Below are 22,913 nucleotides of genomic sequence, written 5' to 3'. Positions count from 1 at the left end.
CAGAAGCCACAAGACGGAAGCCTGGGCTCTCTTTTTCCTTTCACCAAAGTGTGATCGTGCTGTCAGCAGACTGTCATGGCGGGTTTCTAGCGTGAAGGACAGGATGTTTCATCACCTGGCGGGCGGAATGCTTCGCCCGGATGTCATCACAACGGAAGGGCGACTGTGGCCAAGCCAGACATTCAGCCTCACGATTCTGTTGATACCTTGCGCACCGGTGACCTGCTGCTGTTCTCCGGTCGGGGTTTTACCAGTGATGTAATCCGGGTGTTTACCCGCAGCCCCTGGAGTCACATTGGCATGGTGCTCCACCTGCCCGGCCAGCCGGAACCGCTGGTGCTGGAGTCCACTACGCTTAGTGAGTCTCCGGATGTGACCCTGGGGCACCCGGTTGCCGGTGTTGCGCTTGTTCCATTGGACAGAAAAATCCGGGATTACCCGGGGGCCGTAGCAGTGCGTCGCCGGCACGGCCCGGACCTCTCCGAGCGTCAGCGCCGGATGGTGGCGCGCATGGCGCGTCGACTTCTGCATCGGCCCTACAAAAATTATGTGCTTTGTAATGCGCTGGACGTGCTCACCGGGTTTACCCGTCGGCCGGACCAGAGAGGCTGGTTTTGTTCCGAGCTGGTGGCTGAACTCTATCGCCGCCTTGGCTGGCTACCGCTGGATATACGGCCAAGCACCCTGGTGCCTGGTCATTTTGGTTCGCGGCATATGCGCCTTCAGCATGGCAAGCTGGGGCCTGTGGAGTGGTTAAAGTCGGCACTGCCCTTGGACGAACTGAGCCATGAGGATGGCGGTAACTTTACAGCCAGCGCCGAACTTTTTTCCGATATGCCTGCCATTGCTCACCGAACTGCTGGGCATGAAACGTTTCTTCCGCCGCAATCACATGTTGCTGGATAACCCAGATGACAGGCACCCACATCACCAGCATGCCGGTACTGTGCTGAGCCAGGGCCATGGCCAGGTGCAGGCAGGCAAAGCCCAGGTAGATCGGGTTGCGGCTGAGCGAAAACACGCCGCCGGTGAGCAGAGTGTTGGCTGCCCGGTGGGGCATCAGTGTGGTGCTGGCCCGGCGCAGCTGAATCACTGCGCTGGCGGCAAGCCCGATACCCACAAGCACAAGCACCAGTGTGACCCACTGCTGGCCCGGGAAGTGTACCGCCGGAAGGGACAGCGCACGGTCCAGCCCATACCCCATCAGCAGTCCACCCAGGAACAGGGCGGGTGGCGGCATCATGACCTGGGGATGTTCAAGCGACATGGAGTCTCCTTTTTGCGTTGGCCGGCGTTGATTCAGGTTTCAATTGTATCCGGGTCAGCCCGCTTTTATCACAGAAAATATCCGGCTGAAACGAAGGTCTGGCCGGCAACACCCACGACAGCGTTACCCACGATGAACGCAAGGAGACAAAAAGATTGCGCAATGGACTATTGATCGTTTGTGAAAAGCTGGGTTATGGTAATTCCAATCCCGCCTTTGTGGGAGTGATCGCGATCAAAAGCTGAAACAGCTTAATGCAACTGAACCGCCAAAGGGCTTAAACCGTGGCGGCAAGGCGCAGGCGTCACTCTCGCAGTCCAGATCTGACGTCCAAGCTACAGCCGCCAAAACGAATCAACCGTACCGTAATAACCTGCACAGGGGATACGCATGGAAGAGCGCGCGGCCAGACTCCACACCCTTTCCATTAACCACGCAAGCGCCAGCCAGAACGACAGCTCAACCCTCGAAGAAGACCAGAAAAAAACCTACGTTATTGATACCAATGTGTTGATCCACGATCCCAATTCGTTGCTCAATTTCGAGGAACACCGGGTAGTGATCCCGATGACGGTGCTGGAAGAACTGGACAAGCTCAAGAGCGGGAAATCGCATACGGCGGCGGATTGCCGAGCCGCGATTCGGCAGATCGACAAGGTGTTGGGCAGTGCGACTCCGCAGCAGGTGGAAGAAGGGATCCCGATTCCCCGCGGTGGCGACAACGCGCCCCAGGGCACGCTGACAGTCCTGATGGCAGAGCAGAACAAAGACGCTGCGCCGCTGCCCAATGACCTGAATGACAACCGCATTATCAATGATGTGGTTGCCATGAAGAGCCAGTTTCCGGATCGCCGCTATATTCTGGTAACCAAGGATATCAACATGCGCCTCAAGGCGCGGGCCTGTGGTATCGAGTCGGAGGATTATCACAACGACCAACTGGTGTCGGACATCAAGCAGCTGACCCGGGGCTATTTTGAAGTGCCTGGCTCGTTCTGGGATCAGGTCACCCAGGTGGAAACCGAGCAGGTGGGCGTGGACACCCTGCATCATCTGTCACACGGGCTGTTGGTCAGTGAAATTCTGGGTGAAGAGGTCTACCCCAATCAGTACATCATCGATGAACAAGGCTTTGTTGGCCGGGTGATGACGGTGGATAACGGTGTGGTGACACTCCGCCATTACAAGGCGGATAGCCTGATGGAGCAAGAGGCCTGGGGCCTGAAACCGATGAACATTCAGCAGGCCCTTGCCCTGCAGATGTTGTTGGACCCGGATGTGCACATCGTCACCCTGACCGGGGCGGCCGGGTCAGGGAAAACCATTCTGGCCCTGGCGGCGGCCATTGAAATGACTGTGGAGCAAAAAAGCTTCAACAAGATTATTGCCACCCGCTCCACACCACCATTGGCAGAGGATCATGGTTTTCTGCCCGGCACGGAAGAGGAAAAAATGGACCCGTGGCTGGGGGCGATCAATGACAACATTGAGGCACTGCACCTGAACGATGAAAACCCGTCCGGGAGCATTCAATATGTGAAAGAGCGGGCCAACATTCAGTTCAAAGCCATGAACTACATCCGTGGGCGTAGTTTCCAGAAATCCCTGATCCTGATCGATGAAAGCCAGAACCTGACACCTCACCAGATGAAGGCGATCATTACCCGGGCCGGGGAAGGTTCCAAGGTGGTATGCCTGGGCAACCTGGCGCAAATCGATACGCCCTACCTGTCGCCAACCAGTTCCGGGTTGACCTACATGACCGAACGATTCAAACGGTTCGAGCATGGTGGCTCGGTGCAGCTGAACGGGGTGCCCAGGTCCAAGTTGGCGGAGTATGCGGAGTCGTTCCTCTGAATTAATAATGAATAGTTAACAGTTAATAACTTCGCGAGCCACTTCAGCTTTAGCCTGAAATGTAAGAGGCCGCGCCCTGTTTGGGTGCGGCCTCTTTTTTTAAAACCAGATGACCTGGTTGGGGTCAGTTATTAATTGTTAACTATTCATTATTAATTATGTTCCTGCACGCCTCGGACTGATAGAAATCGTCCAATACCCACTCGATGAAGGGTTCCAGTACGCCTTGTTCAACCAGAACAGTGGCGCCCTGTGCCAGGGCCGGCGTGGCGAACTCGCGGATCCGCTCTTCGCTGATCTGCATGCCCTCAAGGACGGTTTTCAGCGGTTTATCCATCAGCGATGTCACGGCCGCATGGATACCTACGCTAACCAGGCGGCGTGTGTAGGCCAGGCGGGCACTTTCATCGGTGATCGCGCAGCTTTGCGCCACCACTTCCGCCACGGCGCCTTCAGGTACCATCTTCATGTAATTCGCGGGTTTAAGCGGGGCAACGCGGCGGTAGCCATCACGCGCCAGTTGTTGAATTCGCTCGTTGGTTAATTGCTTGTTCAGCCATTGCTCACCGGTTTTCAGGGTGACGCGAATATTCTTCTGCAGGTAGGTGCGAATGGATTCCTCCATGCCGCCCATGGCTTTGCCGACCATGCTTTTGCGGCCCATCTTCATCATGCTGCTAACACCGGGCAGTTTCGCCAGTGCATTTTCTTCCAGCAGGAAATTCTTGATGCCGGTATAAAGCATTTCGCTGACCATTTCGCTGACCAGTGGATGGTTCATGGCCGCGTGAATGGCTTTTTCCCGCAGGCTTTGCAGTTTCAGTACCTGCTCAAGAATGGCCTCGAAGTGTTCTTCACGAAGTAGCTCACCAATGGTGGCGTCATCCTGTTCTGCGGCTTCCCACACGGCAAGACTCACGTCGCGTATGACGTCCTGCAATCCGCGGGCACTGAGCGCTTCCTGCAGCCACTGATCGACGACCTGTACAAGGCTGTCCTGGTCTACCAGGTTGCCGAGCGGAATGTCGGTAAGCAGGTCGCCCGCCTGGGCCATGAGGCCCTGCCAGTGTTCCGGGGCCTGCAGCTGTTGGGTCAGATGAGCCTTGTGGGCATCGCGCAGTGCGCTAATCAGTGCGTCGGAGGGCATGGTGATACAACCTCATTGTTATTCGGTTCTGGATATTGGGAATGATCCTGGGCCTGGTGTATATCACGCAGGTTCCTGTTTCGCGGCGGAGCCCACCGCTCTGACAACCATATTGCGGCATTCGTACGACACTGTATGTAACCGGGAAGACTGTTGCCAGGGGCGCTAGTGCAAACGTTACGGGTGGGGGCGGGGCGGTTTTGTATGCCATATACCGGCTACCCGGGAAACGTCAGCACTTCAGATATGGATGGCGTGCAGGTCAGGGATTTGCCAGGGGAAAATCAGGAAAGAGTGGGGACACTTTGTACCGCTGGTCAAAATTTATGCTGTTTTTGTCGGTATGCATAAGGTTGCACTTTGAGAGGCGTCTATTCTGAATCGAGCGGGACCGGCAATGTGCCTGGCCATTCAGTCTGGCAGTCACTGGCGGGGGGGGGCGGGCCCGTGAAGTATTGCGACAGCATTTGGCAGGCAGCTGGGCGGGAGCCTGATGCTTTATTGATGCAGCGCAATGCTTGGCACCCGAGTGTGGCGTTCAATGGTGCCGTGATGGCCTGTGAGGGGACTCACTCCGGGTTTTGTTAACAGAGGGGAAGAGTATGAAACTGCGCGGACAGGGAAAAAGTGTGCTGATGTTGTCATCAGTATTGTTGGCCGGGCCTGCGATGGCACATGAATCCGGTGATTTCATTGTACGCATGGGGGGCATCAAGGTTGTCCCTGATGTTAGCAGTGATGCGTTCGATCCGGCATTGCCAGCGGTTGGCGGGCTAGAGGTCGATGTGGACGATGATACCCAGCTGGGGCTGACGTTCGCTTACATGGTGACAGACAACATTGGTGTTGAACTGGTCGGGGCGACGCCGTTTACCCATGACATTGTTCTGGATACCGGTGGCGACGGGGTTGTGATTGGCGAAACCAGCCATTTGCCACCGACGCTGCTGGCCCAGTTTTATGCTCCCCAACTGGGACCTATGCGCGCGTATCTCGGGGCAGGGGTGAACTACACCCTGTTCTTTGATGAGAGCATCGATGATGCGGTAGTCAGCCCACTGGTGGGCGGGGCCGATGTGGATGTGAAGTTGAGCAATTCCATGGGCTTCGCTTGGGAAGTGGGGGCGGATTTCCTCATCAATGAAAACTGGCTGCTCAATGCCAGCGTCTGGAATATCGATATTGATACCGAAGCGCGGCTGTATGTGAATGACGCTCGGGTGGATAAAATCGATGTGGAAATTGACCCTTGGGTCTACATGGTCGGCGTGGGCTATCGTTTTTAGGGAGTGTTACGTTACACGCTTCATGCAACACGTTGAGTGTTATAGAGAGTCACGCTGAAGTGGGGGATGGGCGGAGAGTATAGTCAACCATCTCCGCCCTTTGTCTTCTGGCTTGGCGTGTAGCGTGCGGCGCGTTGCGTCCAGCGGATTTAACCATGAACAGGCCCTAAGCCATTTCTTCCAGGCATTCCGGAAATTGTTGCCGGAACACATCGTAGCCACCATCCAGGCTAACCACGTTGCTGAAACCTTGCTCGCCCAGCCAGTCTGCTGCGTTTTGGCTGCTGTTGCCGTGGTAGCAATACACCACCAGCGAATGATCTGGGGCCGTGTTGGCCAGAAACAGATCCACGTTGGCCTGACTTAAATGCACGGCGCCGCGCAAATGCCCGGCCGCAAAGCTGGCCGGATCACGGATATCGATGAACAGGGTGTCACCCTGTTCAAACAGGGCCTTGCCGTCAGTGGGGCTGATTCGCGTTGCCATTGTCGATCCTTGCTTTGTCATCTTTCGGGGCGGGTGTTTCCTGCCGGGCAGCGGCGGCCTGTTGGTTTGCTGCTTGGGCGGTAGCGTTGGCCGCTTCTTTCTCGGCCAGCAAATCAGCAGGTGGATACTCGCACTCCAGCTTCATGCCGATGGCGTTTTCCAGTTCCGGCAGCAGGAAGGCGTCGTCTTCACAGGCGAAACTGATGGACATGCCGCTGGCACCGGCGCGGCCGGTTCGGCCAATGCGATGCACGTAGTCTTCCGGGTCTTCCGGCAGGTTGTAGTTCACCACATGGGAGACACCATCGATGTGGATACCCCGGCCTGCCACGTCGGTGGCGATCAGCACCTGCAGATCGCCAGCACGGAAGCGCTCCAGAGTCTTGCTGCGCTGGGTCTGGGGTACGTCTCCGGAAATCAGGGAGACTTTCAGCCCTTTCTTGTGCAGCCGGTCGCTGACCCGGCGGGTAATGTCCCGGCGGTTGGCAAATACGATGACCTTGTCCATGTCCATGCCGGTGATCAGGTTATAAAGCAGCGTGAACTTGTCGTCGGTGTTGGTGATGTAGACCTTCTGTTCCACGGTGTCTGTGGTGACTTGGGTGGGTTCGATCTCCACCACTGCCGCGTCCTGGGTCCAGCGGCGGGACAGGTTCATCACATCGTCGTTGAAGGTGGCGGAGAACAGCTGGGTTTGGCGGTACTGGCTTTTTGGGGTCATGCCGACAATGCGCTTCACATCGGGAATGAAGCCCATGTCCAGCATGCGGTCGGCTTCGTCCAGCACCAGGAATTCCACCCGGTCGAGCCACAGGTCGCGGCGTTTGGCGAAGTCCAGTAGCCGCCCCGGGGTTGCCACCAGAATATCGATCAGCTTGTTTTGCAGGCGTTCCTGCTGGCGATTGAAATTCATGCCGCCGACGACACTCATCACCTGCAGGTCAGTGTGTTTGGCCAGTACCCTGGCGTCTTTTTCGATCTGCATGGCCAGTTCCCGGGTGGGGGCCACGATCAGTGCACGGGGTTCACCGGCAAAGCGCTGCACGTCGATGGGGTGCTTGAGCAGGTCGTTGATCACGGTGATCAGAAAGGCGGCGGTTTTCCCGGTACCGGTCTGGGCCCGCCCAATGGCGTCGGCGCCAGCAAGTGTGTGGGTCAGTACTTCGGCCTGGATCGGGGTGCAGTACTGGAAACCGGAATCAGCGATACCGTGCATCAGGTCCAGGTGCAGGTCGAAATCGTGAAAGCGGCTCTCGCCTTCCTTTTCCGGTACCTGAAATTGCTCCAGGCTCCAGGAGCTTGCCTTGTCTTTTTGCATGTATTCGCTCAGTCTGAATGCGAGAGATTTTGTGAGTGCAGTCGCCTTGCGTTCCTGTCTGGCAGGGCCTTGGAGGCGTCTCCAAACATCACAGTGTAGAAAAAATAGCCAGCGCTGTCAGAGGATGTTTGTTATGGGCTTGCTTCGCGGCGTTATTGTAGTGTTTTGGGTGGGGGTACTGTTAGCCATTTTCATGGATTTACCCGCTCCCTTTGACCGCCTGCTCATTATCGCCGGCTCGGTGGTGGCGATTCTGCATGCGCTGGAATGCCTGGGCTTTGCCCTGTGGTTGCGGGGCAAAGGCCTGTTTCACTGGCGTGATGCCTTGATGACCATGATATTCGGTGTGATTTACCTGAAGCCGAGAATGCGCGGGGTTCGCCGCGCTCGGGCCTGAAACCGTCGTTTCTTACCCAAACACCAGCACCCGGTTATTGGCGGGCATGGCATGGTCGGCCAGGCATTGTCGGCCGTGGCGGGCAAATTCCTTTTCTACCCACTCCTTGTCGCGGATGCCCCGCTGTGGATCGGCAGCTTTTAGCCAGTCTTCAAACTGCCGGTTTGAATCACTGGTGAACTGCCCGTCGTAGTTGAAGGGGCCGTAGACCAAGAATAATCCTGTTGTGCTGAGTCGTTGGCAGCCTTCAGCAATGCAGTGAGCGACCAGCGATTGAGCCATGATGTGGAACGTATTGGCGGTGAACAGATAATCAAATGGTCCAGTGGGCCACTCGCCGGTGACATCCAGCGCCAGGGGCGGCTTGGCCGGGTTTGGTGTTTGGCTCAACCAATGGTGAATAGCGGGCAGGTTGTCGGGTATGTCAGAGGGTTGCCATTGCAGATGGGGCAGCTGTGCGGACAGCCAGGCGGCGTGTTGCCCGGTGCCGGCGCCGATTTCCAGCAAGGTGCCGGGGGCCTGACAGTGTTGTTGCAAAACCTGAAGGATGGGGCCTTTGTTGTTTTCGGCCGCCTGGGAGAAAGGAACCTCTGAGGGTGTCATGGCTACTCCTGTGAGTGAGTGGCCATGGCACCATCAAAGGCTTTTTCTGGCAAGGGAAAAGCGTGACTCCCTGGCTGTTACTTCTTGCTCATGTACTTCTGGCCCATAGCGACCAGCTTCTGGTAGCTGGTGGGCAACAGGCGTTGCATGGTGTCGACGGCAACCGCATCTGAGCCAATCAGAACACGACGCTTGTTGGCGCGGACACCCTTGAGGATGGTGCTGGCGGCTTCTTCCGGCGTCGTGCGGAACATTTTCTCGAAATCCTGGATGGATTGCTCCTTGCTGGCACCGGTGATGCGCTCAACGCCATCGCTCATGCGCGCGGCCTTGGCAATGTTGGTCTTGATGCCGCCCGGGTGAATGGAGGTGCAAGATACCGGGCTGCCTTCCATTTCCAGCTCGATGCGCAGGGATTCCGTGAAACCGCGCACCGCGAACTTGGCCGCGTTGTAGGCTGACTGGGTGGGGATGCCAACCAGGCCAAAGATGGAGGAGATGTTGATGATATGCCCTTCACCGGCCTGCTTCAGGTAGGGCAGAAACGCTTTGGTGCCGTAAACCACGCCCCAGAAGTTGATGTTCATCAACCACTCGAAGTCGTCGTAGTTCATGTCTTCCACGGTAGCGCCCAGCGCTACACCGGCGTTGTTGAAGATCATGTTGGCCTGGCCAAAATGGTTGACCACATCATCGGCGAAATCGTAGAACGCCTGGCGGTCGGCCACGTCGAGAATCTTGGTCATCAGGCGGTCTTCGCCGAGGTTCAGGTTGTTGGCGGTTTCTTTCAGGCCGGCTTCGTTAATGTCCGAGATAGCCAATTTTGCGCCAGAGGCGGCCAGTTCCATGGCCAGGGCACGGCCGATGCCGGAGCCGGCACCGGTGATGACGGCAACTTTATCTTTGAAATTCTTCATGATGGCTCCTGTATCCGCTCCCGCAGGAGAGGGCATGTATAAGCGTGTGGCAAGTTGAAAGTTCAAAGTTTAAACGCGCGAGAGAGGTTGTCAGGGCCCGCGTCGCCATGTCAGGTAGCAGGCCGTCGCGGCTTTTCGCGGCCGTCGATCCGTTCGGTTGGTACTGACCTGCCCGCACGTTCAACTTTGAACTTTTAACTTTCAACTTAAGTTGGCGACCGAGTGTAGACACTTTGTCACTGCAGAATGGGCCAATCTTGTCAGACAAGGTGCTGGTGTCGTGGCATTGGCGACGCGGTGGGCTGTCGCTGCGGTCTAGCCTTGGTTACAGCGATGGTTGGGGGCAGCTGTCACTCAGCGGGGTTGCGATCGCTTCCCGGCTTTGGCGGACCAGGTTTTGTAGTTCAGCGTCACTGTTGCCAGTCACGCTGAGTGGTGGGTGCAGAATAAGGCGGGCGCTGGCACCGGGGTGAAGCCGCAGGGTGCCGGCGGGCAAAATGTCGAAGGTCCCTGACAGGGTGACCGGCAATACCGGCATGCCCAGTTCCTGGGCCATTTTGAACGCGCCTTTCTTGAAGGGTTTTAATTGCCCGTCGCGACTGCGGGTGCCTTCAGGAAAGAACAGCACGCTGGCGCCGTTGGCCAGCCGTGCCCGGGCCGCATTGAGCGATGCAATGGCAGCTTCGGTGTTGTCGCGGTTGATGAAAACATGGCCGAGTTTTTCACAGCAGATGCCAATAACCGGGATTTTGCGCAGCTCGTGTTTCATCACCCAGCGAAAATCCACGCCCAGGTAGCCATACAGGACAAAAATATCGAACTGGCTAAGATGGTTGGCGACGATCACGTAGCTTTGCCCGGGCAATAGATGATGGCGCCCCTGCACATCGACGCGCACGCCGCTATAAAGCAGGCAGAGCTTTGCCCAGGGAATGGCGCTGAGTTTGGCGACCTTGTCGGCTGGTAGAAAGGGAATCAGCAGTAGGCAGGTCAGCCCCGCAAGCACAGTGGTGGTCACCATCAGGGGTACAAAAATCAGCCAGCTATAGAGAAAGAAAAACAGCCTTGTCATCAGATGCCGCTCTCCGGATTGTGCGCAGATGAAAGCCTATAGTAGCGGAGGGCTGGCCGAAAATGACAGGTAGATAAGCACTTTGTTACGTTTTGATGGTGCCCCTTTACGGGGCGGGAGCAGGTGATGGAGCGGCTTGCGGGCTGGCATCTTGCGGGCGGCCGGGGCCATGCAGATCAATGTAGTCGTAATAATGGTTCTGGTACTCCGGCTTGTTGACGATGCGGCGAAGGCGCTCAAGTGTGAAATAAGGCGCATCGCGAAGCAGAATATTGGCAATCCAGGCGGGGATGTAGCCGCCTGGATCCAGGATCAGTTCATAGGTCATTTCCACTTCGTGGTTGCCCAGCCGGGTGAAGCCCAGCAGCCCGGTCATTTCCGGGAAGCGGATGTAATTATTGTTGGGGGGCAAGGCATCGGGCTGGTTAATCAGCGTGATCATCACCGATTCCGGCTCGGTATTCAGGGTCTGTGTCACTTTGGCACGCAGCACCGCTTCCCGGTCGGCCAGTGGCCAGGGCAATTGGGTGGTAAAGCGCAGCTGCCGGTCCAGGGGGCTGGTGCGACCGAATTCTTCTGCGCTATCGACAAAGTGAAGCCACTTGGGGATCGAAGGATAATCGTTCAGCAGGGCGACCAGAGAATATTCGTCGTTCAGGGTAAAGCGGGTGATGCCACGAAACGTTTTCAAACGGGATTCGTCCCGGTGTTTCATGTACACCTGGATGTCATTGCGGTCACTGACCAGTGTCCAATCGGGGTCAATATCACTGGATACCGGTGCAGACCATGCCGGGGAAAAGGCAGAGAACAATGCAGAAAGTGCAAGCAGAAGCCAACTGAGACAAAAAGGTCGAAGCCTGTCCATAGGGGGCGAAGAGTCCTTGTACGCTATTCTTGGAATTGATTTGGGCCTATAACGCGACGTCATTATGACATTATCATTATAGGCCTGAACACATTTTGACCGCTTTGCCCTGTGGTTTCTCCGCGCTAACTGACAGTCGGTGCGGCAAATACGCATTAACGGCAGGCAATTTTGTGAACGGCTGCTAGACTGTCGCCCGGCGTGTTTTGTGCCAATCAATCACCCAATAACAAGCATTTGCATATTCCTGTTGTGACGATTCCCTATGCTTAAGCGAGCGTTTCATCTTTTGGTCGGCGCAGCCCTGGTGGCTGGCTATTTTGCGGCAACCCCTGCACGGCTCTGGCAACCGGTCCCACAGTTACTGGCGGAGGCACCTGCCCCGGTGCCTTCGGATTCCCAGTGGCAAACCCGGTTTGCGTCCGATGCGGATACCCGCATGGTGCATGCGGCCTCCATGCTGGAACTGCCCGACGGCCGTTTACGTGCCTTCTGGTTCGCCGGCACCCGTGAGGGGGCGGCAGATGTGTCGATTAATTCCGCGATCTTTGATCCCGCAACCGGGAACTGGTCTGACGAAACGGTGTCCGTGACCCGCGAGCAGATTTCCCGGGGCTGGGGGCGGCATATTCGCAAACTGGGTAATGCGGTTCCGGTACTGGACGATGACGGTCACATGCGACTGTTTGTGGTGGCGGTGAGCTTTGGTGGTTGGGCGGCCAGCCGTTTGGTGGTGATGGAATCGTCAGACCTGGGCGCCAGCTGGGACTTCGATACGGCATTGGTGGCGACCCCGTTCCTGAATATCAGCACGCTGGTCAAAACCCCGCCAATCCATTACAGCGATGGTTCTATCGGGTTGCCGGTCTACCACGAGATGATTGGCAAGTTTGGTGAAATCCTGCGCCTGGACCGGGATAACCGTATCCTCGGCAAGGCCCGCATCGGCCATGGACGCAAGGCCATTCAGCCGCTGGTGCTGGTGGACGACAGCAACCACGCGGTCTCTTTCCTGCGCAATGAGAATGAACCGAACAACGGGTATTTGTATCAGTCTTCCAGCAGCGATGGCGGCTGGCGCTGGTCACCGTTGGAATATGCGCCGGTGGATAACCCCAGCTCAGCCGTGGGGGGTGTCGCCATGGGGCCGGGGCACTGGCTGGTGGCGACCAACTGTAATCGTGAAGAGCGCGATGACCTGTGTATTCGTGAAACCCGTGATGCCGGGCAGCATTGGGAAGATCGCTGGTTTTTCCATAATCGCGAGCAATGGCGGGGCAGTGCATTGAAACCGGATGCGTTTGCTGACCTGATCGATGATGAATTTGTTGGTGAAGCGATCCCTGAGGACCAGCGCCTGTTCCTGGAGCGGGTAAAAGCCAACAAGTGCGAGCCCGACCGAGGGTGTGAGTTTCAGTACGATTACCCCTACATGGTGCGTACCCGTAACGGGGACCTGCATTTGCTATACACCTGGAACAAGACGGCGATCCGCCATGCCTGGCTGAAAGCGGATGCCTCTGAGGGCGGCGCGTCGCAACAACAACCAGAACAGGGAGCTCGATAATGTCACTTGATCTGGTGATTTGCGCACTGGTGCTGGTGGCGGTGCAGTTGCGTATCAGTGCCAACCTGTTGTCCTTGCGTGGGCGTGGGGTTCTGGCCGGCCTGGTTTTTGTCTGGTCCCTGTTGCCCTACCCGTGGGGTCCAGGGGCCTGGGTGCTGAGTTATCTGGCCGGTTTCAGTATTTCTTCCGGCCTGCTGGCGGTGTTGGCGATTCAGCATCGTGTTGCCGGGCATTACTGGCTGCCGGTGCGAGAACTGCGCACGGCGTGCCTGATGCTGGTATTGATGGCGTTGTGGTTCTACCCGATGAGCATGGGCTCCAGCTATGCGGATCCCTACGCGCTGGGCTTTGGCCATTTCGGGTTCAGCACGGCCCTGTTGCTGGTCGGTTTGCTGGCGTGGGTCATGCGAGCCTATGCGTCCTGCCTGATTCTGGTGGCGGCCCAGTGCGCCTTTGGCGCCGGTTTGCTGACCAGTGACAATTTGTGGGATTACCTGATCGACCCTTGGCTGGTGTGTTGGGCGGCAGGTTGGTTATTGCGGGACCGGCTGCTACGGGCACGGGCCATGCCCGCGCCACAGCCATCGGTTCAGCCTTCGGAGGCGGGCAAGGACGCAGGCGGTGCCACCGAGGCGGCGGGCCAGAGCAGCGCCACCAGGTAGCCGACCAGGAACATCAACACGTTGCCGATCAGGCCGGTGTAATACAGATCGAAGGGGGCGCTGAGCGCCTCCGGCAGAAGCTGGTTATTGGTCAGAATCGTCCAGCCGGTGAATACCAGCGTGCAGCCGATGCCGCACCAGGCTGCTCGCGCATTTCCCTTCTTGCTAAAGAACCCCAGCAGATACAAACCCAACATGCCGCCGCCCAGCAGAGACACCAGAATGGTGGAGGTATCCTGCAGTGTTTTTGTCTCCGCCTGGTTCAGCCACAGCGCGCCGAGAATCATTAACCCGGTGACGGCGATGGCGATAGCCCAGGCCACCTTCAAATAGTGGCGGTCATCGCGGCCGGGGCGCAGGTGGCGTCGATAGAGGTCCACCACGCTGACCGTGGTGATCGAATTGATGCTGGAATCCAGCGAACTCATTGCCGCCGCCAGGGCTGCGGCGATCACCAGCCCGGCCACGCCGGCGGGCAGGTAACCGGTAATGAAATGGGGCATCAGGGTTTCCGCCCGGGCATCGCCGGCCAGAATGGCGCTGGCATGCGGGTCCGGGTATGCCTGAAAGAACACCCAGAGTGCGGTGCCCAACAACATATAAAACGCCCAGATTGGCAGTGCCGTGAACAGGTAGACCCAGAGTCCGCGCCGTGCTTCTTGGGTCGATTGAGAGGCGCAATAACGCTGCACGGTGTTCTGATTGCTGGAGTATTCGGTGAGCCAGTTGGTCAGCCCGATCAGCAACATCATGGTGGCGGTTTTTTCGCTCAGGGAGAACGACCAGGAGGTGTCACCCGGGGCGCCGTTTTCCCACGGTGCCAGCGCAAATTTGCCGGCATTGCCGGCCTGCTCGAAGACCTGATTCAGGCCGCCGGGCAGTGCATCCAGTATCACCCACAGGCAGATGATGCCGCCGAGCAGCAGAATCACGGTTTGCAGCACATCGGTCCAGATCACCGCATCGATGCCGCCGATCACGGTGTACAACCCCACAAAGAGGCCACCCAGCACAATGGCGGTGGCGGGGGACAGGTCGGTGACCTGCTGGATCAGCAGCGACAGTAGCCACAGAATCATGGCCAGACGCACCAGTTGTGCCACCAGAAAGGCCACGGCGCCATACACACGAATGGACGGGCCGTAGCGTTGTTCGAGAAATTCATAGGCGCTGGTCATATTGCCGCGCCGGAAAAACGGCAGAAACACGAAAGCGGCCACCAGCATGGCCGGCAGCAAGGCCAGGTTGGGGAGATAACGAAGCCAGTCGGTCTTGAAGGCGTCGGCGGGGTAGGCCAGGAAGGTAATGGAGCTGATGGACGTACCCACCAGAGACAGGCCGATCACCCAGCCACGGAAGCGGCGACCGCCAACAAAATATTCTTCGGTGTTGGTGTTACGGCGGGAAAAGTAGAGGCCGATACCCAGCACCACACACAGGTAGCCGGCGAGGACCACCCAATCAGCCGTTGCTAGTGTCATTATTGTTATTCCGCTGCAGGCAATCAGGTGGCACGCAACACGCCGCCGCGTGCAGCCTGTCGCGTGCCGCGTGATGCGACTTATGTTGCTTTATTGCTCGATATAAACGTTATCGGCCTGTTCCCCGCGGTCGGACATGCGGGTATCGAAACGTACCTTGGTGCCGGTGCGCAGGCTGCGGCGGCCGCCGTTCTGTACCGCTTTGAAGTGCACGAACAGCTCTTCGCCGCTGTCGGTAAGAATGAAGCCGAAGCCCTTGTTGGGGTTGAACCACTTCACTTCACCGCGCTGCTGGTCATTGCTACCGGGCAAAGAAGGCAGGGGCAGGTTGGCTGGCACCAGCTTGCTGAAGGGAATCAGCGGCAGCAGGTAGGCGAGGACCGGGATCCACAGCCACGCCTGGTGGGTGAAAACGGTATTACCATGGCTGGCTACCAGGCCGGCCAGGTAGAAGAACACCGCCACATGCAGCGGCAGCCGCTGGCGCCCGCCAAGCAGGCAGACCAGATTCACGGCAGCGGCCAGCAACAGGCCCAGGCCGGTTTGTTGACTGTGGATGTTGGAAACCTGAATCATGGCCAGGTTTTCGTGGATGGTCACCAGGGCCATTTCCGGCGCAAACAGAAGCCAGGCGCCAGGGATGGCCAGCAACAGGGTGACGATGACGTAAAAAATAGTCAGCGATTTAGAGACATTCATGGAATTGACGTTACCTTGTTTAAGCAATGAGTGATAAAAGTAAGGATAAAAACCGCCAGATGACGAGGCGGTATTGCGCGGTTAAGGTGCCCGGGTAAAACCCCCGTTACCGTTGCCCTTTTTGTTGGCAGGGCTTGCCGGTAATGACTGTCAGGCGCCGCACAATCCGGGCATTGTACCCAAGCTGGCGGTGAAACTCATGTTGGAGTCATTTTGACGTCATATCCATTCCTGAACCCGGCTTTTTTTCAGGCGTTGCAGCAGTGCGGCGCCACCACCCCCGAGACCGGCTGGTCGCCCTGCCATGTGGAGCGTGAAGGTGCCTGGTTGCCCTTGTACGGGCGCAATCATTCCCGTGGCGAGTACGTATTCGATTTCAGCTGGGCGGACGCCTATCAACGCCATGGGCTGGCTTATTACCCCAAACTGGTGACCTCGGTACCGTTCACGCCGGTGGTGGGGCCTCGCTGGCTGGGCGACTGGAGCCCGGACGCGCTTTGGCAGGCGGTAAGCGAGCAAATGACAGCGCAACAGGCCAGTGGCTGGCACTTGTTGTTTCCAGACCAGCTAAGCCGCGAGGCGCTGGTGGAGCTGCCCCTGGTGTCCCGTCAGGCCTGTCACTTTCGCTGGTTCAATCGTGACTATGCCGATTTCGAAGGGTTTCTGGCCCGGTTTCAGTCCCGCAAGCGCAAGAATTTACGCAAGGAGCGGCGGCGAATTCAGGAGCAGGGTATCCAGGTGGAACGGCGTCGAGGGGCTGAGATCCAGCCGGATGACTGGGCCTTTTTCTACCGTTGCTATGCCAGCACGTACCTCAAGCGCGGGCAGATGCCGTACCTGAACGAGGCCTTTTTCGCGACGGTGGCTGAGCAGCAAGGGGACCAGCTGATGATGGTGCTGGCCCGGGATGGCAACACCCAGGCGCCCATCGCGGCGGCCCTGTATTTCTTCGACGATACCCAGCTTTACGGCCGTTACTGGGGCTGCCTGCAGGAGCGCGATTGTCTGCATTTCGAAATGTGCTACTACCAGGGCATCGAGTTTGCCATTGAGCAGCAGTTGCAGGAATTTGATCCGGGCGTGCAGGGCGAGCACAAGATTCTGCGCGGCTTCGAGCCGGTGATTACCTGGTCAATGCACCATTTGCGCGAGCCTGCGTTTCAGCGGGCGATCGGGGATTTCTGTGAGGAAGAGGCGTTGCATGTGCAGCGCTATCAGGACGAAGCGCGGACGTTGCTGCCTTTTCGGCGCGACGGCGTATAGCGCCGGGAATCGGCAGTCTGATTCAGGCGGCCAGCTGCTTTTCACGCTGGTACAGCAACGCCATGGTGACCTTGTCACACAGATCTGCCTGGGGATGATCCGGGGATTTCGGGCCCAGGGTGTCTGTCACGTCTTCCAGGTCGCAGTTTTGCGGATCGTTCAGGTCGGCAAAGAATTCCCAGGCATGGCCGCGGTGGTCCACCAGGGTGCCGGTGTAGATGCCCTCATCGAAACGGCATACAGAGGAAAAGACCGTTTCATCCAGCGCAAAGCCTTGCGCATTAACCCAGGCGGACAGGGCCGGGTCCAGGCTGCCGTTACGAACCTGTTCGGTGGCGTGAGCCACAGATTCCCAAGTATTGCGGGTGCTTGCTTTACTGAATTTCATTGTCTCGTCCTCGTCCCATGAGGTTGATCGTCCGTTAAAACGTGATGCCAATCACAAATATGCCGATCAACGGCAGTGTTTCGGAGATGTTCGTATTCTGCCCATACTTTCCCGTCAATGCATAGGGAAGTTGCTCCGATAGCTGTAAGTTAAAACTGACAATTTGAAGCAAATTCAGTGTTTTGCATAACCGAGGGTGCCCATCAGTAAAACTGACGGAATCTTGTCGGTGGGCGATCAGGGCAATGGTGGCACGGCCCGGTCTGCCGTAGACCTGAAAGGGTTCAGCTGGCGAACAGCGGGGGTAGCGGGCACTCGAGCAGTGCTGCGATGGTTCGCAGTAGTTCGGCTTCCTGCACTTGCACCTTGCCGTCGGCCAGCACCAGGTCGGCGGCGGCATCAATGACCGGCCCCTTGAGCAGGGGAGACAGGTCGGCCAGCCGGTCTACGGCATGGCCGAGCTTGTGGCTGCCGCAATGGGTCAGGGGCAGCAAGGTGCGGCCGGCGGGCAGCAGTCCATGGGTACTGCGTTGGAACAGTGTTCGGGCCTCTCCATCTTCAGCGCCACTGGCCCAGGTCAGCACGGAAAACAGCAGTTGCAGCTCGGCGGCCAGGGCGCCATAGCGGCGGAAGCGGGTGCGGCGGTTCTTGCCGGATTGCTCGCCCAGTTGCTGGTGGGCCAGTCCCACCAGCGCCCATTCGAAAAAGGTGTAGCGGTTATCGACCTCGATCAGTGCTGTCAGGTGCGCAAGGATGCGGGCACGGTTATCGGCGGGCAACGGTTTGAGGACGGGCAAGGCCAGATCAATGAGCGGCAGACGCAGGCGCGAGCCCAGAGCCCTGATTGTCTCGCTTAATGTCACCAGGGCCTGGCGTTCGCCGCTGACGTTCAGTGCATCCAGCAGTGATTCGGTGTCGCTGGTCGAGGTGCTGAGGATCAAGGCGTAGAGCACGCTTTCTGCCGATTGGGGCGAGCGTATCTGGCGCCGAAGATCCTCGGGAATGGCCTCCAGCAGGCTGCGGGCATAGCCCATATCCGGTTCGCTGACGGTGCCTACCCTTTGTGAGGGAGGAAGAGACGTAGAGTGTGCCGGAGCAGCGGCGGGCGGCGTGCTGGAATCCTCTATTGAACTACTGCCACCGGCGAAGGCAGAAGCCCCCTGTGGAGCGACAGGGCCAGCCGCTGCTGGGCTTTGTGGGCCATGAGTGCTCGTGTCCCGGGCACGGCTGCGGGCGCGGGCCACCCAGTCACTGCCTATGGCGGACAGGCGCTCGTCCAGTGGCGGGTGGGTGCCCAGCAGGTTGCGCAGGCGAAAGTGAAGGGTTTCCCCGAAGCACATGTGGCTCATGTCTTCCGCGTGGGGCGTGGCCAGGTGGGAGCCGTCGCCGTTGCGTATTTTGATTAGCGCGCCGCCGAGCCCGGCCGGGTTGCGGGTGAACTGCACGGCGGAGGCGTCGGCCAGCAGTTCCCGTTGCCGGGAAATGGCGGCCTTGATCAGACGACCGAAGAACAGGCCCACATAGCCGATCACCATCAGGGCCAGGCCGGCAAACACCAGCCCGCCACCGCCCTTGCGGTTGGATGATGAACGGCTGAAGGAGGAGCGGCGTTGCCCGCGAATCAGGTACTCACCTACCTTGCCCAGCGCGAGAATGCCCGCCAATACCGCCAGCAAGCGCAGATTAAGGCGCATGTCGGCGTTGAATATATGGCTGAATTCGTGGGCGATGACGCCCTGCAATTCATCCCGATTCAGTTCATTGAGCGTGCCCTGGGTGACCACCAGTACGGTTTCCGAGGGTCGAAACCCGGCCACGAAGGCGTTAATGGCGGTTTCCTTGTCCAGCACATAGAGCTGGGGAGCAGGAATGCCCGAGGCGATGCTCATTTCCTCGACCACATTGATCAGCTGCTTTTCCCCAGTAGCAGTGCTGTCCATGGTGATATGGCGCGCGCCGAGCATCTCGGCCAGCCCCTGGCCACCGTTGCGCAGTTGCCAGAGTTTTAGCAGGCAGCCAAACAACATCACGGCGAGCGTGAGGCCGGTAATCCAGTGGATGAAAGGGTGGGTAAACCACTGGCTTGGCGACACGGTCTGAAAATCGCCCCAGAAGAGCGCCAGCAACACCGCCAGATTCACGCACACCACAATGGCGATGACCGCGAGGATGAAATACAGAACCAGAAGCCCGGTTTTGCGCCGGGCCCGTTCCTGGTGTTGGAAAAAATCCATGGTAAGGCCGGGTTAGAAGCTGACGTTCACGGCCTTGCGTGCCTGTTCGTTTTCAATTTGCAGCAACTTGGCTTCGCTAAAGCTACCGAATAACCCACCAATGAAGTTCTGCGGGAATTGTTCGCGGTAGGTGTTGTAGTTCATTACGGCGTCATTGAATGCCTGACGGGCAAAACCGATGCGATTTTCGGTGCTGCTCAGCTCTTCCATCAGCTGGGCCATGGTGTCGTTGGCTTTCAGGTCCGGGTAGTTTTCACTCAGCGCAAAGAAGTTGGCCAGTGAGCCGGACAACAGGGATTCCGCCTTGCCAAGTTGCGTCACGGCGCTGGCGTCGTCCGGGTGGGCTGCGGCGGCCTGTTTGGCGCTAACCGCCTGGTTGCGGGCCTCGATGACCTGGGTAAGCGTCTCTTTCTCGTGGCTCATATAGCCTTTGGCAGTTTCCACCAGGTTGGGGATCAGGTCGTGGCGGCGCTGTAGCTGCACATCAATTTGTGCAAAGCCGTTCTTGAAGCGATTCTTCAGGGCGATAAGCCGGTTGTAGACGGCAATGATGTAAATGATGACGGCAATGATGATGCCGAAAAAAATCAGAGTGCCCATGCAGGTAATCCTTCCCCAAACGGTGTTGTTGTAGGCCTATAAACTACTGCAAAAGTACGAATGGGGAAAGGCGGTACGGAGACGTTACTGTAGGAGCACTTCTCGAGGTGCGAACCTGAGCTTGGGCGAAGGAATGGCAAAAATGCCTGCTCCAAAGCGTTATCAGATAAAACTGTCGGCACAGGCCTGGAATTCATCCTCGCTGTCGCTCGGTTCGCACCTCGAGAGGTGCTCCTATAGCGGCCCTGCAAGAATGCCTCAGTATTTAATTCCCCATTTGCGATACAGAAAACCCATGATCCAGGCGGGCCCGATCATCAGGTACTGTATGTCTTCGAAGAAGGAGGGTTTCTTGCCCTCCACCTTGTGACCCCAGAACTGGCCAATCCAGGCGAGAATGAAGACCACCAGCGAAAACAGCCAGACACTGATGCCGGCGGAGGCGATCAGATTGAGGCCGGCCAGGCAGAGCAGGCTGAAAACCAACATGCCCGCGGCGATGGGCAGGGACAGGCGGGCGTAGTAGAGGGTCACGAAGACCAGCGCCAGGCAGGCCCAGAAACTGGTGAAAAAGGGTGCCGGGATGGCCCAGAGAAAGCCGATGATGGTGAAGAAAATCACCGGCACACAGACAAAATGCACTTTCTTGTTGGTGGGGTTCTGGTGACTCTCGCCGTAGGCGTCGAGCCAGTCATCCATGCTGCGGGTTGCCATGCTGTTCTCCCCTTGTTGGTGCTTTAAGTATAACGCCACAGGGAGGGTGGGACGCCAGTGCCCCGTTCGGCATCAGGCATCAGGCGTCCAGCGCCATGCGTTCTTCAGGCTCCCAGCCAGGTGGCCACGTTGGCCGGGCTCACTGGCAGATAGTGATCCACCAGCAGGGCGGTAAACAGGGCGAACAGATAGGTGATCGAATAGCCGAAGGTTTTCATTGGCAGTTTCGGGTCTTCGGAAAAGCGCAGCCGTACCGCATGGTAAAGAAACACCAGGCCGAGAATCAGGGCGCTGAGCAAGTAGATCAGGCCGCTCATGCCGGTGAGATACGGCAGCAGGGTGCAGATAAACAGCAGGATGGTGTAGTACAGCACCGATTCACGGGTAAACGGAATACCGTGGGTCACCGGCAGCATGGGAATGTCGGCCTTGGCGTACTCGTCGCGACGGTGAATGGCCAGCGCCCAGAAGTGCGGCGGCGTCCAGACGAAGATGATCAGCACCAGCAACCAGGCGTAGGGGTGGGCTTCGCCGGTGACGGCGGTCCAGCCCAATAGGGGCGGAATGGCGCCGGCAATACCGCCAATCACGATATTCTGTGGCGTGGCACGTTTCAGGTAGAGCGTATAAATAAAGGCGTAGCCGACAAAGCCGAACAGGGTCAGCCAGGCGGTGATCGGGTTCACCAGGAAGTACAGCATGACCATGGAGGCCGCCGCCAGCAGTACGGCGAAGGTGATGGCCGCTTTCGGGGTCAGCTTGCCGGCCACCAGAGGGCGCTTTTCGGTGCGCTTCATGATGGCATCGATTTTCTGATCCATGATCTGGTTAATGGCGGCGGAGGCCATCATGGCCAGAGACAGCCCCACAAACGCAGGGATGAAGGTGCCCAGCGGCACCATGCCCGCCGGCTCGGTGGCCAGGAACATGCCGGCCACGGCGGTGACCATGAGCAGCATCACCACGCCGGGTTTGGTGAGGGCGAGATAGTCGCGCCAGTGGGCAGACTCACTCATGACGGGGCTCCTTGCTGTTTGGGGGGCTGGCGCTTGCCGCATTTCACGTTAATGGCGCGAATAAACAGTACCAGGCTGGCCAACAGTATCACTGCGACGAAGTTATGGGCCACGGCCACATCCAGCGGTACCGCGAACATCACATTACTCAGGCCCAGGCCGATCTGCAGGCTGAGGATGCCGAGAATAACCAGCGCAAAATTGCGGAAGAACACGCTGCGGGCACGCAGCAGGATCTTGCCCACCAGCAGCAGTACCAGCAGGGTGACCATCAGGGCGCCGAAGCGGTGCATCACGTGTATGGTGGTGCGCGCGTCGTTGTCGAGTACGCCGTACTCGTAGTCGGGCTTGTCGTGTTCGTGGCCCCAGAAAATGAAGGCTTCCTTGAAGTCCAGTCGATCCTGCCAGCCTTCTTCGCACACTGGCAGGTCGGTGCAGGCCACGGCGGCATAGTTGCTGGCGGTCCAGCCACCCAGGGCGATCTGCAAGATAATGGCGGCCAATGTTATTGATGCCAGGGGCTTGAGTGTCAGCACATCACAATCATTGAGGAAGCTGGGCCAGCGGAACACCCGTGCGGTGAGAAGAACCAGCAGGGTGAAGGTGGTGAAACCGCCAAGTAGATGCAGCATCACGATGGTGGGCTGCAGCCCCATTGTCACCGTCCACATGCCGAGAATGCCCTGGAAGATAACCAGTGCCACCAGGAATAAAGGCAGCTTCAGTGGCTGCTTTTCCCGCTTGCGGTTAACAAAGGACAGGGCCGCGATGATGATGATCACCAGGCCCAGGGTGGAGGCGAAATAGCGGTGCACCATTTCCGGCACGGTTTTGTGCGCTTCGCGCAATGCGCCCGGGGTGGTTTCGTTGGTGGTGGCAACGTGCGCGATGGCTTTGCGTACGTCCAGGTGGCCGTAGCAACCGGGCCAGTCCGGGCAGCCAAGGCCGGCATCGGACAGTCGGGTCCAGGCGCCCAAAATGATTACGCCGGCGGCCATCAGCACAGCCAGAATACAGAAACGGCGCAGCCAGCGCTGCGATGCGGTGGGGGTTTGCATAATCAAGAGCCT

23 protein-coding genes are annotated in these 22,913 nt (G+C 58.1%); 7 read left to right on the top strand and 16 right to left on the bottom strand.

What is annotated here, in order from left to right:
* The first annotated feature begins 165 nt into the window (after nt 1-165).
* A complete protein-coding gene (locus COA55_RS11405; RefSeq protein ID WP_290502278.1) occupies nt 166-906 on the top strand; it encodes a YiiX/YebB-like N1pC/P60 family cysteine hydrolase in 741 nt (246 codons plus the stop codon).
* On the opposite strand, the gene COA55_RS11400 is transcribed toward COA55_RS11405, so the two are convergent.
* On the bottom strand, nt 806-1,267 hold the full coding sequence (locus COA55_RS11400; protein WP_231880549.1) for an isoprenylcysteine carboxylmethyltransferase family protein: 462 nt from the start codon (nt 1,265-1,267) through the stop codon (nt 806-808). The genes COA55_RS11405 and COA55_RS11400 overlap by 101 nt on opposite strands.
* 390 nt (nt 1,268-1,657) lie before the next feature.
* Here COA55_RS11400 and COA55_RS11395 point away from each other — a divergent pair, with 390 nt between their 5' ends.
* A complete protein-coding gene (locus tag COA55_RS11395; protein ID WP_290502275.1) occupies nt 1,658-3,124 on the top strand; it encodes a PhoH family protein in 1,467 nt (488 codons plus the stop codon).
* A gap of 142 nt (nt 3,125-3,266) precedes the next feature.
* Here the strand turns inward: COA55_RS11395 and COA55_RS11390 are convergent, their stop codons facing one another.
* The gene (locus COA55_RS11390) at nt 3,267-4,271 is read right to left on the bottom strand and encodes a hypothetical protein (RefSeq protein WP_290502273.1); all 1,005 of its coding nucleotides are present in this window, start codon (nt 4,269-4,271) and stop codon (nt 3,267-3,269) included.
* 602 nt (nt 4,272-4,873) lie between these two features.
* Here COA55_RS11390 and COA55_RS11385 point away from each other — a divergent pair.
* Nucleotides 4,874-5,557, top strand: coding sequence for an OmpW family outer membrane protein (locus COA55_RS11385; RefSeq protein WP_063519153.1), 684 nt, complete (start codon nt 4,874-4,876; stop codon nt 5,555-5,557).
* Between the two features lie 166 nt (nt 5,558-5,723).
* Here COA55_RS11385 and glpE read toward each other — a convergent pair whose 3' ends face one another.
* Both glpE and rhlB read right to left on the bottom strand, forming a co-directional pair.
* On the bottom strand, nt 5,724-6,044 hold the full coding sequence (glpE, locus tag COA55_RS11380) for a thiosulfate sulfurtransferase GlpE (RefSeq protein ID WP_290502270.1): 321 nt from the start codon (nt 6,042-6,044) through the stop codon (nt 5,724-5,726).
* On the bottom strand, nt 6,019-7,362 hold the full coding sequence (gene rhlB, locus COA55_RS11375) for an ATP-dependent RNA helicase RhlB (protein WP_231883998.1): 1,344 nt from the start codon (nt 7,360-7,362) through the stop codon (nt 6,019-6,021). Before rhlB ends, glpE begins: the two co-directional genes overlap by 26 nt.
* A gap of 133 nt (nt 7,363-7,495) precedes the next feature.
* Between rhlB and COA55_RS11370 the strand changes: the two genes are divergently transcribed.
* Nucleotides 7,496-7,759: a DUF1145 domain-containing protein gene (locus tag COA55_RS11370; RefSeq protein ID WP_039926305.1), complete on the top strand. Its 264-nt coding sequence runs from the start codon at nt 7,496-7,498 to the stop codon at nt 7,757-7,759.
* Nucleotides 7,760-7,771: 12 nt separating this feature from the next.
* Here the strand turns inward: COA55_RS11370 and COA55_RS11365 are convergent, their stop codons facing one another.
* The 4 genes from COA55_RS11365 to COA55_RS11350 all read right to left on the bottom strand — a co-directional run bounded on the left by COA55_RS11365 (nt 7,772) and on the right by COA55_RS11350 (nt 11,165).
* On the bottom strand, nt 7,772-8,362 hold the full coding sequence (locus COA55_RS11365; RefSeq protein WP_290502268.1) for a DUF938 domain-containing protein: 591 nt from the start codon (nt 8,360-8,362) through the stop codon (nt 7,772-7,774).
* A 77-nt stretch (nt 8,363-8,439) separates the two neighbouring features.
* Nucleotides 8,440-9,279: an SDR family NAD(P)-dependent oxidoreductase gene (locus tag COA55_RS11360; protein ID WP_063519981.1), complete on the bottom strand. Its 840-nt coding sequence runs from the start codon at nt 9,277-9,279 to the stop codon at nt 8,440-8,442.
* A 325-nt stretch (nt 9,280-9,604) separates the two neighbouring features.
* Nucleotides 9,605-10,351: a lysophospholipid acyltransferase family protein gene (locus tag COA55_RS11355; protein WP_290502266.1), complete on the bottom strand. Its 747-nt coding sequence runs from the start codon at nt 10,349-10,351 to the stop codon at nt 9,605-9,607.
* 106 nt (nt 10,352-10,457) lie between these two features.
* Nucleotides 10,458-11,165, bottom strand: coding sequence for an START domain-containing protein (locus COA55_RS11350; protein WP_290502264.1), 708 nt, complete (start codon nt 11,163-11,165; stop codon nt 10,458-10,460).
* 319 nt (nt 11,166-11,484) lie between these two features.
* Here COA55_RS11350 and COA55_RS11345 point away from each other — a divergent pair, with 319 nt between their 5' ends.
* Nucleotides 11,485-12,786, top strand: coding sequence for a sialidase family protein (locus COA55_RS11345; protein ID WP_290502262.1), 1,302 nt, complete (start codon nt 11,485-11,487; stop codon nt 12,784-12,786).
* Nucleotides 12,786-13,448, top strand: a complete 663-nt coding sequence (locus COA55_RS11340; protein WP_063519984.1) for a hypothetical protein — start codon at nt 12,786-12,788, stop codon at nt 13,446-13,448. The genes COA55_RS11345 and COA55_RS11340 overlap by 1 nt, the downstream gene beginning before the upstream one ends.
* Here COA55_RS11340 and COA55_RS11335 read toward each other — a convergent pair.
* Both COA55_RS11335 and COA55_RS11330 read right to left on the bottom strand, forming a co-directional pair.
* Complete coding sequence (locus tag COA55_RS11335) at nt 13,376-14,929, bottom strand: sodium:solute symporter (protein WP_290502260.1); 1,554 nt, start codon at nt 14,927-14,929, stop codon at nt 13,376-13,378. The two genes, COA55_RS11340 and COA55_RS11335, sit on opposite strands and share 73 nt — an antisense overlap.
* Nucleotides 14,930-15,019: 90 nt before the next feature.
* Complete coding sequence (locus COA55_RS11330) at nt 15,020-15,628, bottom strand: cold shock domain-containing protein (RefSeq protein WP_290502258.1); 609 nt, start codon at nt 15,626-15,628, stop codon at nt 15,020-15,022.
* 213 nt (nt 15,629-15,841) lie between these two features.
* On the opposite strand from COA55_RS11330, the gene COA55_RS11325 reads away from it, so the two are divergent.
* On the top strand, nt 15,842-16,891 hold the full coding sequence (locus tag COA55_RS11325) for a GNAT family N-acetyltransferase (protein ID WP_290502256.1): 1,050 nt from the start codon (nt 15,842-15,844) through the stop codon (nt 16,889-16,891).
* Nucleotides 16,892-16,913: 22 nt separating this feature from the next.
* On the opposite strand, the gene COA55_RS11320 is transcribed toward COA55_RS11325, so the two are convergent.
* From COA55_RS11320 to COA55_RS11295, 6 genes are all read right to left on the bottom strand, one after another.
* Nucleotides 16,914-17,279, bottom strand: a complete 366-nt coding sequence (locus tag COA55_RS11320) for a hypothetical protein (RefSeq protein ID WP_063519987.1) — start codon at nt 17,277-17,279, stop codon at nt 16,914-16,916.
* 284 nt (nt 17,280-17,563) lie between these two features.
* Complete coding sequence (locus COA55_RS11315) at nt 17,564-19,513, bottom strand: M48 family metallopeptidase (RefSeq protein ID WP_290502253.1); 1,950 nt, start codon at nt 19,511-19,513, stop codon at nt 17,564-17,566.
* Nucleotides 19,514-19,525: 12 nt separating this feature from the next.
* Nucleotides 19,526-20,113, bottom strand: a complete 588-nt coding sequence (locus COA55_RS11310; protein ID WP_290502251.1) for a LemA family protein — start codon at nt 20,111-20,113, stop codon at nt 19,526-19,528.
* A 258-nt stretch (nt 20,114-20,371) separates the two neighbouring features.
* Nucleotides 20,372-20,827 carry an Mpo1-like protein gene (locus tag COA55_RS11305; RefSeq protein ID WP_290502249.1) on the bottom strand — a complete coding sequence of 152 codons (456 nt, stop codon included), beginning with the start codon at nt 20,825-20,827 and terminating at the stop codon, nt 20,372-20,374.
* A 104-nt stretch (nt 20,828-20,931) separates the two neighbouring features.
* Nucleotides 20,932-21,843: a heme o synthase gene (cyoE, locus tag COA55_RS11300; protein ID WP_290502247.1), complete on the bottom strand. Its 912-nt coding sequence runs from the start codon at nt 21,841-21,843 to the stop codon at nt 20,932-20,934.
* A complete protein-coding gene (locus COA55_RS11295; protein WP_063520106.1) occupies nt 21,840-22,901 on the bottom strand; it encodes a COX15/CtaA family protein in 1,062 nt (353 codons plus the stop codon). Before COA55_RS11295 ends, cyoE begins: the two co-directional genes overlap by 4 nt.
* Nucleotides 22,902-22,913: the final 12 nt, after the last annotated feature.

The sequence above is a fragment of the Alcanivorax sp. genome (assembly GCF_002733835.1).
GTDB lineage: Bacteria > Pseudomonadota > Gammaproteobacteria > Pseudomonadales > Alcanivoracaceae > Alcanivorax.
The sequence above is the reverse complement of the archived record's forward strand: the minus strand, read 5'-3'. Positions and strand labels throughout refer to the sequence as shown.